This window comes from Streptomyces sp. NPDC021225 (genome assembly GCF_044332865.1).
Classification (GTDB): domain Bacteria; phylum Actinomycetota; class Actinomycetes; order Streptomycetales; family Streptomycetaceae; genus Streptomyces.
In genome coordinates, this window is sequence record NZ_JBIRPV010000002.1 from 409,125 (window position 1) to 424,022 (window position 14,898).

Genomic DNA, 14,898 nt, shown 5'->3' on the forward strand with positions numbered 1-14,898 from the left:
ATGCGGCACTTAGTAGGGCACTGTGCCGCACCAGGTCTCCGCCCAGGCCGAGGCGCCGTAGGTGTTGGCCGCGCGCACCGTGACGCAGATTTCGTCACCGGAGAACGGGCCCTTGATCGTGTAGCTGGTGCTCCCGGTGGAGTAGACCGTGTTGACGTTCTTCTGCGTGTAGTTGCTGCCCTTGTTGGTGTAGTGGATGTCGTACCTGGTCGCTCGGGAGATCGCCGACCAGCTCACCTTGAGCGGCATGTCACACGCGCCAACACAGGAGTTGGTGTAATCAAGCCTGTAGCTCTTCATGGCGGGCGGCCGTGAGCCGGAGGACGTGCCGCTGGAGCCGGATGAACCTCCTCCGCCGGCAGACGAGTTTCCGCCGTCCGAGCCCGAAGAAGAGCCGGACCTGCCGTTGCCGGAACCACTGTCGTCTTTGGATGAGCTGCTGCCGCCGTCACCATCCGACGACCCGGAGCTACGGCTGCTCGTCTGGGCGTTCGGCTTGTCCGTCTCCTTCCCCTTCTTGCCGTCGTCCCCGCTCTTCTTCTTTTCTCTCTTGGAAGGTGAACTGTTAAGCGCGCTGGGCGAGGTGCTGCCCCCAGGAGCGGAACTCGCGCCACTGCTCGGTGACTGGGCATGCGTTCCGCCCCCGTCGTCACCCCCAAAGGGCTGAAGCAGGGCGACCGTGCCGCCGCCGGCGGTGATGACGACGACGATGGGCAGCGCGATGAGCCTGCGGCGCCGACGGGGCTCCCGCTCTCGCTTCGTGGCTCCGGCGCCCGGGACGGCCGGGACGGCTTCGGGAGGCCCGTTCTTCGGCCGCAGCCCGATGGTCGCCAGGTCCGTGGACTCCTCCCGCAGCGGCGCCGCCTCGGCGTCGAGCAGCCGCGCGGACTGCCGCGCGAGGTGCGCGACGACACCGGCAGGCAGCCAGGCGCCGCGCGTGGCGGCGGGACGCACTCGCTCGGGGTCCTCCAGCAAGGCGTCTACGTCCGGTCGTTGAGCGACGTCCTTCACCAGACAACGGGCGATGAGCGCCCGCAGCGAGGCGTCCCCGACCCCTGTCAGATCGGGCTCGCCCTCCACGATCTCGAACATCACCGCGTGCTGATTAGCCGCCCTCTTCCCGAACGGCAGTTGCCCGGTCGCCGCATACGTCAGCACGCACCCGAGGGTGAACACATCGCTCTTGACCCCCGCGCGCTGCCCGCGCACCTGCTCAGGCGACATGAACCCAGGAGACCCGACGACCATCCCCGTACTGGTCAACAAGGACTCGACGGACGACTCCAGAGCCCGCGCGATCCCGAAGTCGATGACCTTCGTGCCGTCCACGGTGAGCATCACGTTGGACGGCTTCAGATCGCGGTGCACGATCCCGGCGCCGTGAATGTCCTTGAGCGCCTTCAGCAGCCCGTCCGCCAGAGCGTGCAGAGTCGCCGTCGGCAACGGCCCGTGCCGTCGCACGACCTGTTCAAGCGAGAGCCCGGGAACGTACCCCGTGGCGACCCACGGCGGTTCGTCGCCCGGACCCGCCTCGAGCACCGGCGCCGTGTACCGCTCCCCGACCCTCCGCGCCGCCTCGATCTCCCGCCGGAACCGCGCCCTGAAGTGCTCGTCGGACACGTGCTCCTCGTGCACCACCTTCACGGCCACCGTCCGACCGCTGTCCGATCGCGCGAGGAACACCCGCCCCATGCCGCCGGCACCAAGCCGACCGAGCAACAGATACGGGCCGATGCGCGTCGGGTCGCTCACCGCGAGCGGCTTGACACCCCCATCGACATAGTCGTCCCGCTCGTCGGGTCCGTCCCCGTTCGTGCCGCTCATGATGGTTTGGCTCCCCCTGCCATCCTCGCCTGGTCAACGCGCAACCCGGATGAGGATAGACGTCGTGGAGCGGGTCAGGTGGTCGATCGAAGGCGGGTGGTACGTGTCGGCCCGGACCCCAGCGCCCCGGCTGGGGTTTTGGTCGCCCGCCCGCCGCCGGGTGGCCGTATCTCCCAGCGTTCGGGAGCGTGGTTCAGGGGAGGATGCCTTGCAGCACACTGCCCCATGTGTCCATAACCCCCTGCAAGTGGCCTCCGGTTGCTGCTGCTGTCGTCAGCGCGAGGAGTGCAGCCGAGATGAGCCCGCGTTTCCGATGCTCGGGAGGAGTGTTCGCAGCGGTAGCCAGATATTCGACGTTGTCGAGGAGGTCTTGGCGTTCAGAGTCCTCCAAACTGGGTTGGCTCAGGACGGCTTGTTGAAGTGCTTTGAGCGCTTCTGCCGCATCGGTGCCGCTTTGATTCGCGACTCCAGCAATAGTCGACTCGATGTTGGCGATCTGGGCGGCAAACTGAACGCCGTGGAAGGTCCCTCCGCTGATCGCGAATGAGACGCGCGGCTCCGGCGCCGCCTGACCAGATGCTTCGGCGTAGTCCGGCATTCGTTCCAGCACCTCTTCTAGGTAAGACAAACCAAGAGACAAATATGCTTGACTTAAGGCTGCCGGATCAGGAAACACCGGGCTCTTGCAGACGCCGACGTCGCGGACCAAACGCCAGAATTCTGATGGAACGTCGTCTGCGAATGCGCGGAGCACCCCCCAGGACTCCGAGCACCATGACCACACAACCCGCAAAGGTTCCTCATCCAGGGACCCTTCGAGAGCCCGGCCCGCATCTATTTGTTGCCCGACGTCTTCGATCACGAGCCTGGCCAGCATTCCTTGATTGAGACGGCCATGGCGAGGGGGTGCTTCCACTGGCGCGGAAATTAGAGGGTGCGCAGAGCGAGAAAGAGGATCCTTCAGAGTTGCGCTCGCGAAGGTCCAGAGCCAGGAGCGCACCCTTCTATGATATGGATTCTCGGGGAAGCCCATTCCTTGAATGTAACTTTCCCGGAGGGCAGTGCAATCGCTTGGGGTATCCTGCCGCGAGGTTGCCTCCAGGTCCGTGACGCGGCTGATTACCCTATCCTGAAGGTGATAGGAAATTCCGTACGGAAACGGATTGTTGGTCATCAGCCACTGGTGGGCGGTGTCGATCTGGCGAAGAACTCCAGGCTTTGGGCGGCCGCCAAAAAATGTCTTACTTTCTTCCCATCTCGCCAGAGATTTCGCTAGTCTATCGGCTTCCGCGCCACGCCTGCGCAGCTCCTTCCATAGCAGCTCGCGAACGATCAGTTCCTGCTCAGAAATGATGCGCCTTGCTGTTTCCCCCTGCATGGCGACCATCTTGACAACCTACGTTCCGGCCGGACAAGGGGGCGCACCCGCACCCCACCTCATTCGCGAGGCGCCGTCCCGGCGGGTCTCCCCGCCGGGACGGCGCCCGCTTCGTGCCGTACGGCCTGGGCTCAGGCGCAGTACTGCGCTTCCTTGCCGATGGAGCGGTACATACAGTCCGCGTTCTCCAAGAGCTGGAGCACCGCGTCGCGGTTACGGGCGGTCTCCCGGTCGATCACCTCGTCGGGCGGGTAGAAGCCGCCCGCGCCGCTGGAGGTCGGGTACATCTCGAAGGTGTACGCGAAGACCTTCTGGGCGCCCCACAGCCAGTCGTCGATCGCCCCGTCCGTGATGTACAGCTCGCTCGACTGCTCGGGGGTGTAGCCGTTGCTCGCGGCCATCTTCTTGCCGACGGCGGCGAAGGCGTCGTAGTCGTCCCGCGTCATGCCGGTGGTGGTTTCGTCGTACGTCCAGCCGAACGGCCACAGCACCAGCTCGCTGTAGGTGTGGAAGTCGATGGCGGCCTTGATCTGCTGCTTGCCGCCGACGACGCGGCTGCGCGCGAAGTCCGCGACGACCTTCACCTCGGGGGCCGACTCGGCCTTGGGGCCGCGGTAGGTCTCGGAGCCGGTGGAGCCGGAGGAGCCGCCGCAGCAGCCCCACTTGAAGTCCCAGTTGCGGTTGAGGTCGGTGCCGACGTTGGAGGAGCCGGAGTTGGGCTGCCGGTTCTTGCGCCAGCTGCGGTAGGAGCCGGTGGCGATGTCGTACTCGCCGCCGTCCGGGTTCACATCCGGGACGATCCAGATCTCGCGGCTGTTGACCAGGTTGGTGACCCGGGTGTCGCTGCCGTAGCCCTGGGTGAACTCCCGCACCAGGTAGAGCGCCATCTCGACGGTGAGGTGCTCGCGGGCGTGCTGGTGGGCGGTGAACAGCACCTCGGGCTCGGCCTCGTCCGTGGCCACGTTGTCGCTGATCTTCAGCGCGACGATGTCCCGGCCCTCGTACGACTTGCCGATGACCCGCTTGCTCAGGATGTTCGGGTACTTGGCGACCGCGGCGTTGATCTCGGCGGTGGCCTCGGCGTAGTTGTGGTACTTCGCGTCCGCGGAGGGGAAGTCGAAGGGCTTGACGGCCCGGCCCTCGGTACGGGCCGGCGGGGTGGCCAGCGGGCTGAGCTCATAGCCGAGCGAGCGCAGCTTGCGGGCCTGGGCCGGGTCGGCGGTGACCACGACGGAGCGGGCGTCCGCCTCGTCGATGGAGACGCCGGTGGCCGCGATGGAGGAGCGCTCGGCCGGGGTGGCGGGGCCCGAGATCTCGTACTGCCGCACGCTCTCGTCGGCCGAGGCGTCGGCCGCGGTGGCGGCGGCCGCGGCGGCTGCCCTGGGCGCGGAGCCCGAGCCGTCGGCCTGGGCCGCGACGGGCGCCGCGAGGGCGAGGGTCAGCAGGGCGGTGAGGGCGGTGGCCCTTCTGCCGCGAATGCGTAGTCGCATGAATTCTCCTGGGGGGTGGTCTGAGGCGAGCGACTGCTGCGCCAGTGTTCGGCCATGCGCATGACATGGTCAAGGGTGGGAAATGGTCGAAGCCGAGAGAACATTCGTGCGGCTCCGGGCCGAGCCGCCGCGACGTGACCGGTCGCGGCGTGGTCCGAAGCCTCGTCATGGGAGGGGAACCACATGCGCAGACCCCTGATCGGTGCGCTGTCCGCGCTGCTGCTGGGCGGCGCGGGCCTCGCGACCGCCGGCGTCACCCCGGCCGCGGCCGCCCCGGACACGTCGAACGCGACCCGCGTCAAGGCGGTCGACTTCGCGGGCACCGTGGCGCTGAGCAACTGCTCCGGCTCGGTGGTGCGGATGCCGAACTCGGCGGACAGCGACCCGGCGTTCGTGCTCTCGAACGGCCACTGCCTGGAGACCGGGATGCCCGGCGCCGGACAGGTGATCGTCGACCGGGCCTCCACCCGGAGCTTCACCCTGCTCAACAGCTCCGGCAGCGGCGTCGGCACGCTCCGGGCCACCAAGATCGCGTACGCGACCATGACCGACACCGATGTGTCGCTGTACCAGCTGAGCTCGACGTACGCCCAGATCCAGCAGACGTACGGCATCAAGGCGCTACAGCTGTCGGACAGCCACCCGGTCCAGGGCACTGGCATCAACGTGGTCTCCGGCTACTGGAAGCGGATCTACTCCTGCAATATCGACGGGTTTGTCTACCGTCTTAAAGAGGATGAATGGACCTGGAAGGATTCGGTCCGCTACACCTCCGCCTGTAACACGATCGGGGGAACCTCGGGCTCGCCCGTTGTCGACTCCGCCACCGGCAAGGTCGTCGCCGTCAACAACACGGGCAACGAAAGCGGCGGGCGGTGCACCCTGAACAACCCGTGCGAGGTCGACGCGAGCGGGAACGTGACGGTGCGCCAGGGCATCAACTACGCCCAGGAGACGTACGGCATCACCAAGTGCGTCGCCGCCGGCAACAAGATCAATCTGAGCCTGGCGGGGTGTGAGCTGCCCAAGCCCTAGCCCAGACGTGCCGGTCCCCGGTACGCCCCGGCCTCGGGATTTCCCGAGGCCGGACCGGGGGCCGGGCGCATCATGAACCCGGGGGTCGGCACCAGTGCGTCCCGGGGGAGCCCTGCGCAAGGCTGAGGTCCTCATCGTTGATCGTCGAGCAGGGAGACGGGGACCTCATGCGCAACTCGACACGCCGCACCCGAACAGGCGCCAGGGCCGGCACCCGGGCGGCGGCCCTGTGCGCCGCGCTGCTGCTGGCCGGCTCCGCCGCCCCGGCCGTGGCCGCCGCGCCCGGCGCCCCCCGCGGCACGACGGCCACGGGGGCGGCGGGGGCGAAGGCCGACGCGGCGTCGCGGTCCGGCCGGGGTGCCCTGGTCTCCGCCGACTTCCTCTACTCGCTGGAGAAGCCCGAGGACGTCACCGCCTGGCTGACCTCCGCCGAGTTCGACGCCGACACGGTCCGGTACGGCGTCGACGCCTACCGACTGGTGTACCGCACGGTCGACCCGCACGGCCGTCCCACCACCGCCAGCGGGCTGCTGGTCCTGCCGCGCGGGGGCGGGAGCCGGCTGCGCCCGGTGTCCTTCACGCATGGCACCGGCAGCCATAAGACGGACTCGCCGTCGATGCAGACGGGCGGCTTCCTGCCCGCGCCGCCGATCACCTACGCCTCCGCCGGGTACGCGGGCATCGCCCCCGACTACCTCGGCATGGGCGTCGGCCCCGGACCGCACCCCTGGATGGACGTCCCCTCCGAGACCACCGCGTCCCTGGACATGCTGCGTGCCGCCCGCGCCTTCGTGACCGGCACCGGCCGCACCCTGGACCGGGAGGTGGCGGTCACCGGCTTCTCCCAGGGCGCCTCGGCCGCCCTGGGCCTGGCCCGGGCCCTCCAGTCGGGTGAGGACGGCTGGTTCCGGCTGGGCGCGCTGGCCCCGGTCAGCGGGGCGTACGACTTCGGCGGCGCCGAGCTGCCCGCGCTGCTCGCCGGCGAGCTGGAACCCAAGTCGAGCGTCCTGTACGCGGCCTACACCCTGGTCGCCTTCAACCGGCTGCACCACCTCTACGACAGCCCGGCCGAAGTGTTCCAGGCGCCGTACGCCGACACCGTCGAGGCGCTGTTCGACGGCGCGCACACCGGCCGGCAGCTCATGGAGGGCACCCCGGCCACCCTCGACAAGCTGCTCACCGCCCACGGCCGCGACCTCCTCGCCCACCCGACCGGCCCCATGGCCGCCGCCCTGCGCACCACCGACGACGTGTGCGACTGGGCGCCCCGCGTGCCGACACGCCTCTACATGGCGAGTGGCGACGAGCAGGCCACCGTCGCCAACACCGCCCACTGCCGCACGGCCCTCGCCCGCCACGGAGTGGCCGCGCCGGTCGTCGACCTGGGAGCCGTCGACTACAACGGCTCCCGCCACCTGGGGTCCAACGTCCGGGGCACCGCGGCCATCGTGCGCTGGCTCGACGAACTGCGTTAGCCCGACGGAGGCGTCACCAGTGGGCCTGGTAGTGGCCTGTGGCGGCGCGCCACAGCGCGGAGAACGCGGCTTTCGGCCGGTGGTTGAAATCATGGGCCGGAAGGTCGCCGAGCAGGTCCAGCACGGCGCTGAGGTGCCCACAGTCCGCGGCCTGCCCGATGAGCTCCTCAGTCGGCATCTGGCGTTTGGCGCGCGGCGTCTTGAGCAGCTTGGCGTGCGCTTCGCCGAGGGCCGCGAGGTCCTCCTCGGTCGGTGTCGGCGGCAGGGACCGCCGCGGGGCGCCGTCGGCGATCGCCTGGGCACGCTCGTAGGACTCGTCCGGTATGTACCACGAGCCGGAGAGCCATGAGCGGAGCAGATCGGGGCGGCCGAGCTCGACCAGTGCCTTGATCATGCTCGACGGCCGGTCCATGCCGGGTGGGACGCACGCCTCCAGGAACTCTTCCGCGATGTCGAGCCGGTCGGTGCTCAGCAGACAGAGCAGCCACGGCTCGCAGCGGAAGCTGTTGGTCCGGTTCCCGGCGGAAGTCCACAGCGACCGGGCCTCGTCCACGCGCCCGCACTCGGTGAGTGCCCAGATGACCGCGAGACGGTTCTGCCATGCGTTGGTTTCCGGCTCGATGGCATCCCGCGCGCGGGCGAACCACGCGTCGGCGGCGGCCGTGTCGCCCAAGGCGTGGTAGGCGCCGGCCACCGAGGAGGCGACACTCGCGACGTTGTACTTTCCGAGGGCCGCCTCCGCCCTCGGCTCGGCGAAGGCGAAGACGGCCTGCGCCTGTTCGGTCCGTCCCGCGCGGGCCAGGATCATGGCCACCTGGGCCGAGGCCACGACGCGCTCGTCCGTACCGGGTATCGCCTCGAGCAGTTCCGCGGCCCCTTCGGGCTCCCCGCGCCGCGCCCGGAGCCGGGCCGCGTCACCGAGGTATTCGTTCACCGCGAAGTTCCAGTTGCTCCCGAGCTGGGAGACGGCATCCCGCACCGCCGAGAACAGGTCGTCCATCGTCGCCGTGTTGGGCGGCGGCCACGCCCCGTCCCCCCGGGCCTCGGCGGGTTCCATCCTCTCCACGTACTCCCGGACGAAGTAGCCGAGGCCGTCGTCCCCGAGCCGTTCGGCGGCGGTCCGTACGTCCGGTACGACATCGAGCCCGCCCCACCGCACCGGCCAGGCGAAACGCCGGTCGACCGACCAGGTCAGCACCGCGTCCAGGTCTTCCCTGCGGTTCGGCGGCGCGATGACGACACCCTCCTCGAACGCCGCACACCAGGTGTGGTCGTCCAGGGCGAAGTTGACGTTGTGCTGGTCGAGTACGTAGTCGTCCTCCAGGAGCCGGGGGCCCGGTGGTTCGCGGAGGAAGGTGAAGTCGCCCAACTCCCCTCCGGTGTCGGGCCGGCGGAAGGTCACCCGGGTCGGGTCCACGGAGACCCGCACTCCACCCCCGCCGCCCTTCCCCACGGCCGGCTCGGGTCCGTCTTCCTCAGCCGCCCAGCCGACCTGTCTGGTGGCCAGGTCGATGACCAGATCCCGCTTGTGCCGGGTGTCATACGCGTACAGCCGGGTGCCGTCCGGCGACCAACTGACCCCGTCGTCCAGCCACAGCTCGTCGTCCTCGGTCTCGAACTCCTCGGGAAGCGCCTCGGGCAGCAGGTAAGGGTGCGAGGGGGGTGCGTAGCGGGGCAGCCAGAACAGATGGCCCGCCTCCAGCGGAACGACACAGCCCTTGATCGAACAGGGGGAGCCGGACGAGACGAACGCGCGCCGCCCGTCGGGCGCCAGCGCCCACGTCGGCGGCCGGCTGGCCCCGTCCGTCACGGACGCGCTGGCCATCGGATAGGTATTGGTCGTGTGGGTCTCGAACGGGTCGAACACCCCTACCTGGTTGGTGTTGTAGGCGAGCCCGACGCGGGTGCTGTCGGCCGACCACTGGATGGTGTCGCCGTAGTCGGGCCAGCCGACTCCGCCCTCGATGCGCTGGAGTGTGTTGACGCAGCGGCCGCTGGCGACCTCCCAGATCTGTAGCGCACCACCGCGGTGGTAGTCGTCGCCGACCCAGCTTCCGGTGGCCAGATAGCGTCCGCACGGGCTGACATCGAACGATGTGATCTCTGTGCTGTGGCCGTACGGATGCTGGAGCCGCGTGTCGCCGAGACCGCGAATCCGGTCGGTCGCGAAGCGATGCGCCTCGGTGACCCCATGCGTGCGCTCGAACTCCAGCAGCCGGGCCCGGAGCGGCGGCAGGTCCCGCTCGGCCACGAAGGCCGACCAGTCCGCTCCCTGAAGGACCGCGAGCAGTGCGGCCGGGTCGGCGGCTGACGTCAGCGACGCGTGATCCGCGAAGGTCTCTGTCCCGTCGGTGGCGGACTCATGGCCCGCCGAGGGCTTGGCCGCCCCCTTGAGCACAGCCCGCAACGCCTTCTCGTCGTAGATCGGAATCCCGCGTGTGCTCGCCGCTCCGATCTTGCGGCCCGGGACATCATGCGCGACGAAGACGAGATCTGTTCTGTCGGACACCGACCCCGACACCCGCGCGCCCAGCGCCTCCAGTCCGGCTTTCGCAGCAGCGTGCGGCAGTTTGTGGAACCGACCCATCACGACGATGGACTTTCCCTGTAGATCCATGGCCTTGACCGTAAGGCCACCCACCGACGACGCGATCACCCCAACTCCCCGTTCGAGGGGGGACTTTCGGTCCCCCTCGAACGGGCGGGCCCTACGACAGACCGTGGACGTGCGGTCCGACCGCCTTCGACCAGGCGCTGCCGTTCGCCGCGTCCCAGTTGGTCGACCAGGTCATGGCGCCACGCAGCCCCGGGTACGTCTTCGAGGGCTTGAACGAGCCGCAGCCGGAGCCCTTGGTGAGGCAGTCCAGGGCGGCGTTGACGATCCCCGGCTCCACATACCCGGAGCCCGCGCCGCGCGTGGAGGCCGGGACGCCGAGGCCGACCTGGGACGGGTCGAGGCCGTTCTCCAGCTGGATACAGGCGAGGGCGGTGAGGAAGTCGACGGAGCCCTGTGAGTAGACCTTGCCGTCGCAGCCCAGCATGGAGCCGCTGTTGTAGTACTGCATGTTGACCACCGTCAGGAAGTCCTTGGTGGCCAGCGCGGTCTTGAAGTACTCGTTCTGCGGCGACTGCATGTCGATGGTCTGCGGCGCCATCGTCACCACGACATCGCTCTTCTTGTCGTGGATCGCCTTGAGCGCCTTGGTCATGTAGGTGGCGTTGAGGCCGTTCTCCAGGTCGATGTCGACGCCGTCGAAGCCGTACTCGTCCATGAGCTCGGTGACGGAGGCGGCGAAGGCGTTGGCGGACGCGTCGTCGCTGATCGAGACGGTCCCGTTCTGGCCGCCGATGGAGATGATGACGGACTTGCCCGCCACCTGCTTCGCCTTGATGTCGGCCTTGAACTGGTCGACGGTGTAGCCGCCGAGCCCGGCCGAGTCGAGGTTGAACGTCACCGCGCCGGGTGTGGTGGTGGCGTCGGCGAAGGCGACGGCGATGATGTCGTAGTCGTCCTGGACGTCGGCGAGCTTCTGCACGGTCGCGCCGTTGTTGAAGTTCTGCCAGTACCCGGTGACCGCGTGCTTGGGGACGGCGGCGGTGCCCGCGGGCTCCTCGGCCGCGCCCGCGGTGTTGGCGGCCATCAGCCCGCCGGCGGCGAGGGCCGCCACGGCTATGCCGCCGAGCAGTTTCCGGGTGAACGTACGTGAATGTGCGCGTGCCACGGGTGCCTCCGGGCGTGGGGGGATGTGGGGGGAGTGGTGCGCCTATGCGTTCGGGGCCCCTGAGGCTGTGATCCACCGTGGTCCAGACCAATGCGTCTGTCAAGTCCCTGACAGAAATGAAACGGCTTGACCTGAAGTTTGGTTGAGGTTTTAGCGTTCACGCCGGATTGATCGACGTCTGGCGACAGGAGAGTGTGCCCGTGATCCTCGTGACGGGAGCCACCGGAAACATAGGAAGTGCCCTGCTGAAGGAGTTGCGGGCGAGCGGTGCCGGGCCGCTGCGAGGTCTCACCCGGGACGCCGCACGGGCCGGATTCCCGGCGGGGGTCGAAGCCGTGGAGGGTGACTTCGCGCGGGCCGCCACGCTGAAGCCCGCGCTGGACGGGGTGCGGTCGCTGTTCCTCCCGTCGCGCATGGGCCCGGACGCCGACATCCTCGACGCCGCCCGGCAGGCCGGGGCGGAGCATGTGGTGCTCGTGTCGTCCATCACCGTCCAGACCCATCCCCACCTGGGCCCCGCCGAGGAGAATCTCGCAGTCGAGCGGCTGCTCCAGGGCAGCGGCATGGCCTGGACGATCCTGCGGCCCACGCAGTTCGCCTCGAACGCCCTGTGGTGGGCGGATGCGATCCGCGGGCGCGAGCCGGTCCGCCTGCCGTACACGGACGTCGGGCTGCCCGCCGTCCACCCCGCGGATATCGCGGCGGTGGCCGGGGCGGCGCTGACCGAGCCGGGGCATCGCGGGCGGACGTACGCGCTGACCGGGCCGGAGCGGGTCACGGCCCGGCAGCAGGTCGAGGCGATCGCGGCGGCCCTGGGGCGGGAGGCGCCGGTCGCCGAGATCAGCCGGGAGGAGGCTCACCGCGGCATGGCGGCGTTTCTGGGGGACGAGGCCGCGAGTGCGGTGCTGGACCTGATGGGCGGGGACGTCAACGACGAGTTGCTGAAGGTGCGCGACACGGTGGAGCGGGTCACCGGTCGGCCGGCCAGGCCGTTCCGGCAGTGGGCCGCGGAGAACGCCGACGCGTTCCGCTGACAGCGCTGTTCGAGGGAGGGCGCTCGGCCCTCCCTCGAACGGCCCGAACGAGATGGCTTACGGCAGGCCGTGGACCTTTGGCCCGACCGCGTTGGACCAGGCGTTGCCCGCCAGCGCGTCCCAGTTGGTCGACCAGGTCATCGCGCCGCGCAGGCCCGGGTAGGTCTTCGCGGGCTTGAACGAGCCGCAGTTGGTGCCCCGGGCCAGGCAGTCCAGGGCGTTGTTCACGACCGCCGGGGCCACGTAGCCGCTGCCCGCGCCGCGCGTCGAGGCGGGCAGGCCCAGGCCGACCTGGGACGGGGACAGGCCGCCTTCCAGCTGGATGCAGGCGAGGGCGGTGAGGAAGTCCACCGAGCCCTGTGAGTAGACCTTGCCGTCGCAGCCGAGCATGGAGCCGCTGTTGTAGTACTGCATATTGACGACGGTCAGGATGTCCTTGATGTTGAGCGCCGTCTGGAAGTAGGCGTTCGACGTGGACTGCATGTCGATCGTCTGCGGGGCCATGGTGATGACGAGCTTCGAGCCCGCCTTCGCGGAGAGCGAGCGCAGGGCCTGCGTCATGTAGGTGGCGTTGAGGCCGTTCTCCAGGTCGATGTCGACGCCGTCGAACCCGTACTGCTGCATCAGCGCGTAGACGGAGTTGGCGAAGTTGTTCGCGGAGGCCGAGTCGTTGATGGAGACCGTGCCGTTCTGGCCGCCGATGGAGATGATGACGGACTTGCCCGCCGCCTGCTTGGCCTTGATGTCGGCCTTGAACTGGTCGACGGTGTAGCCGCCGAGCCCGGCCGAGTCGAGGTTGAAGGTGACCGCGCCGGGCGTGCCGGTCGCGTCGGCGAAGGCGACGGCGATGATGTCGTACTGGTCCTGGACACCGCTGATCTTCTGGACGGTCGCGCCGTTGTTGAAGTTCTGCCAGTACCCGGTGACGGCGTGCTTGGGGACGGTGCCGCCCCCGCCGCCGCTCCCGGCCGAGGTGGTGCCGGTGACGGCCGCAGACCTGGGCGACTCGCCCGCCGCGTTGGTCGCGGTGACCTGGAACTGGTACGAGGTGGCGGCGGCGAGCCCGGTCACCGTGGCCGAGGTGCCGCTGACCGCCTGCACCTTGGTGCCGTCCCGGTAGACGTTGTAGCCGGTCGCGCCGCTGACCGTGGACCAGGACAGGGCGATGGACGAGGAGGTCACCGCGCCCGTCTTCAGACCTGACGGGGCGGTCGGAACGGGGTCGCCGGGGTCACCGGGGTCGGAGCCGCCGGGGCCGGTGAGGCTGATGTCGTCGGCGTAGTAGGCGGGCTGTCCGTACCAGCCGTGGGTGTAGACGGTGACCGAGGTCGTGCTCGGGCCGGTCTTGAAGGTGGTGGTCAGCTGCTGCCAGCCGGAGGCGGACGGCGTCCAGGTCGACACGTCCGTCGTCCCGGTGCCGCTCGCGCCGAGGTAGACGTAACTGCCCTGCACCCAGGCGCTGAGCGTGTACGAGGAGTCCGGCTTGACGCTCACGGTCTGCGCGCACTGGGCGTTGTCCTGCCCGGCCGGGGTCGCCTTGAGCGCCGACGAGCCGCCGTGCGCCGGGGTGGCGACCGTGGTCCCGGAGGCGGCGGAACAGGTCCAGCCGCTCAGCCCGGACTCGAAGCCGGAGTTCTGTACGAGGTTGGCGTCCGCCGCGCCGGCCGTGCCGCCGCCGACGGCGACCAGCGCGCCCGCGCCGAGCACGGCCGCGGCGGCGGCGGAGAGGAATCGGGTGAGCCTGGTTCTGCCGGGTCTGCCGGGTCTGCCGGGTCTCGCGGGGGGTATCGCAGCACGGTCCACGACTGCCTCCGTGGGGAAGAGTTGAGGGAGGAGCTCAGGGAACGGCGGCCACCGTACGACCGTTTCAAAATGGTCCAGACCAATGGGCTTGTCAAGGGGGCGGGCATGGGCCCGTAACCCAGGGGAACTGTTCTCTCACGCGGCTTTCGTGGATAAAGTGCTGATGCACCAGGACAGCAGCAACGACCTGCGGCCGCCGCTCTCCCCGGCGCCGACGTGAGACGGGGTAGCCGACGTGCCCACCGCGATAGCAGTCACCAGCCGTGAGCTGGTGCTTCCGCCGCCCGATGGCCAGACCCCGTCGGCCGTCGTGCTCATGCCGCCCGACGTCCAACCGCTGGACGACGCGCTCACCGAGACCGCCGGCCTGCTCGACCAGCAGGGCTATCTCATCGTGGTCTACCCCGCGGCGACCCCCGCGCCCATCGTCCGCCGGCTCCATACGGTGCGGGCGGTCCTGGAGAGCGACCGCATCGCGCTGCTGCCCCTCGAACTCCCCCCGCTCGCCGTCGCCGTGGTCGCCCGTCAGCTGCGCCAGCTCTCGATGTGCGACTTCAGCCCCGGCGTGCTCGCCTGCGCCGCGCGCCTGCTGACGCACTACGTCCACGCGGGCGCGCTGCTGGGCAGCGTGGCCAAGCTGGACCGGGTGCCCGTCAGCCTCACCTCGCACGTCAAGTCCTGGGTACCCGGCGCCCAGTTCGCGGTGCTCGCCCACCCCACCCCCCAGCTGGTCAAGGTGGGCGGCGAGGCCGCGCTGCCCGGGCCCGGGTACGCCACCCACCTCACCGTGGCGCGCGGCAACCTCAACAACCACGGCCACGGCCATGCGGGCGGCGACTGGATCAACGCCAGGCTCGCCCCCGGATGGGGGGTGCAGGGCGTCGAAGAGGTGCCGCCGCCGCATGAGTCGGCCGCCTGGTGGGGTACCCCCAAACTGATCGAGTTCGCCGCCGCCATCCCGGACCTCTCCGTCCTCTACCAGTTGGTGGCGTCCGTACGGAGAGAGGAGTGCCACTGGTGCGGCTTCGAACTCATCGGCGACCGCTGCGCGTTCTGCTCCGCCCCGGTGCCGCGCGGCGATGACATCCTTGCCCTGACCCAGACCGAGCGACCCGCTCTGACGAGCCGGTAACGTCC

At 69.5% G+C, this 14,898-nt stretch carries 10 protein-coding genes; 4 read left to right on the top strand and 6 right to left on the bottom strand.

The genetic code is table 11. From position 1 onward, the window contains the following. Window positions 1–9: 9 nt before the first annotated feature. From ACH4S9_RS09995 to ACH4S9_RS10005, 3 genes are all read right to left on the bottom strand, one after another. Window positions 10–1,824, bottom strand: coding sequence for a protein kinase (locus tag ACH4S9_RS09995; protein WP_398371020.1), 1,815 nt, complete (start codon window positions 1,822–1,824; stop codon window positions 10–12). 193 nt (window positions 1,825–2,017) lie between these two features. Further along, window positions 2,018–3,211 (bottom strand): hypothetical protein, encoded by a 1,194-nt coding sequence (locus ACH4S9_RS10000; protein ID WP_398371022.1) that lies wholly within the window; start codon window positions 3,209–3,211, stop codon window positions 2,018–2,020. Between the two features lie 122 nt (window positions 3,212–3,333). Next, window positions 3,334–4,692, bottom strand: a complete 1,359-nt coding sequence (locus ACH4S9_RS10005) for a M14 family metallopeptidase (RefSeq protein WP_398371024.1) — start codon at window positions 4,690–4,692, stop codon at window positions 3,334–3,336. Between the two features lie 183 nt (window positions 4,693–4,875). On the opposite strand from ACH4S9_RS10005, the gene ACH4S9_RS10010 reads away from it, so the two are divergent. Together ACH4S9_RS10010 and ACH4S9_RS10015 are read left to right on the top strand one after the other, a co-directional pair. Then, window positions 4,876–5,727 (top strand): serine protease, encoded by an 852-nt coding sequence (locus ACH4S9_RS10010; RefSeq protein WP_398371027.1) that lies wholly within the window; start codon window positions 4,876–4,878, stop codon window positions 5,725–5,727. 167 nt (window positions 5,728–5,894) lie between these two features. Further along, window positions 5,895–7,202, top strand: a complete 1,308-nt coding sequence (locus tag ACH4S9_RS10015; protein WP_398371029.1) for a lipase — start codon at window positions 5,895–5,897, stop codon at window positions 7,200–7,202. Between the two features lie 13 nt (window positions 7,203–7,215). Here ACH4S9_RS10015 and ACH4S9_RS10020 read toward each other — a convergent pair whose 3' ends face one another. Continuing rightward, window positions 7,216–9,819 carry a BRCT domain-containing protein gene (locus tag ACH4S9_RS10020; RefSeq protein WP_398371031.1) on the bottom strand — a complete coding sequence of 868 codons (2,604 nt, stop codon included), beginning with the start codon at window positions 9,817–9,819 and terminating at the stop codon, window positions 7,216–7,218. Window positions 9,820–9,910: 91 nt separating this feature from the next. Then, window positions 9,911–10,924, bottom strand: a complete 1,014-nt coding sequence (locus tag ACH4S9_RS10025) for a chitinase (protein WP_398371033.1) — start codon at window positions 10,922–10,924, stop codon at window positions 9,911–9,913. Window positions 10,925–11,124: 200 nt separating this feature from the next. Between ACH4S9_RS10025 and ACH4S9_RS10030 the strand changes: the two genes are divergently transcribed. Beyond that, entirely contained in the window at window positions 11,125–11,958 is an 834-nt protein-coding gene (locus tag ACH4S9_RS10030) for an NAD(P)H-binding protein (RefSeq protein WP_361182889.1), read from the top strand. Between the two features lie 57 nt (window positions 11,959–12,015). Here ACH4S9_RS10030 and ACH4S9_RS10035 read toward each other — a convergent pair whose 3' ends face one another. Continuing rightward, on the bottom strand, window positions 12,016–13,761 hold the full coding sequence (locus ACH4S9_RS10035) for a chitinase (protein ID WP_398371036.1): 1,746 nt from the start codon (window positions 13,759–13,761) through the stop codon (window positions 12,016–12,018). A 235-nt stretch (window positions 13,762–13,996) separates the two neighbouring features. On the opposite strand from ACH4S9_RS10035, the gene ACH4S9_RS10040 reads away from it, so the two are divergent. After that, window positions 13,997–14,893, top strand: coding sequence for a hypothetical protein (locus ACH4S9_RS10040; protein WP_398371038.1), 897 nt, complete (start codon window positions 13,997–13,999; stop codon window positions 14,891–14,893). The last annotated feature ends 5 nt before the right edge of the window (window positions 14,894–14,898 follow it).

Bases quoted from the DNA above. Each gene is read 5' to 3' on its own strand.
- ACH4S9_RS09995 (WP_398371020.1), bottom strand. From the start codon at position 1,824: ATGAGCGGCACGAACGGGGACGGACCCGACGAGCGGGACGACTATGTC.
- ACH4S9_RS10000 (WP_398371022.1), bottom strand. From the start codon at position 3,211: ATGGTCGCCATGCAGGGGGAAACAGCAAGGCGCATCATTTCTGAGCAG.
- ACH4S9_RS10005 (WP_398371024.1), bottom strand. From the start codon at position 4,692: ATGCGACTACGCATTCGCGGCAGAAGGGCCACCGCCCTCACCGCCCTG.
- ACH4S9_RS10010 (WP_398371027.1), top strand. From the start codon at position 4,876: ATGCGCAGACCCCTGATCGGTGCGCTGTCCGCGCTGCTGCTGGGCGGC.
- ACH4S9_RS10015 (WP_398371029.1), top strand. From the start codon at position 5,895: ATGCGCAACTCGACACGCCGCACCCGAACAGGCGCCAGGGCCGGCACC.
- ACH4S9_RS10020 (WP_398371031.1), bottom strand. From the start codon at position 9,819: ATGGATCTACAGGGAAAGTCCATCGTCGTGATGGGTCGGTTCCACAAA.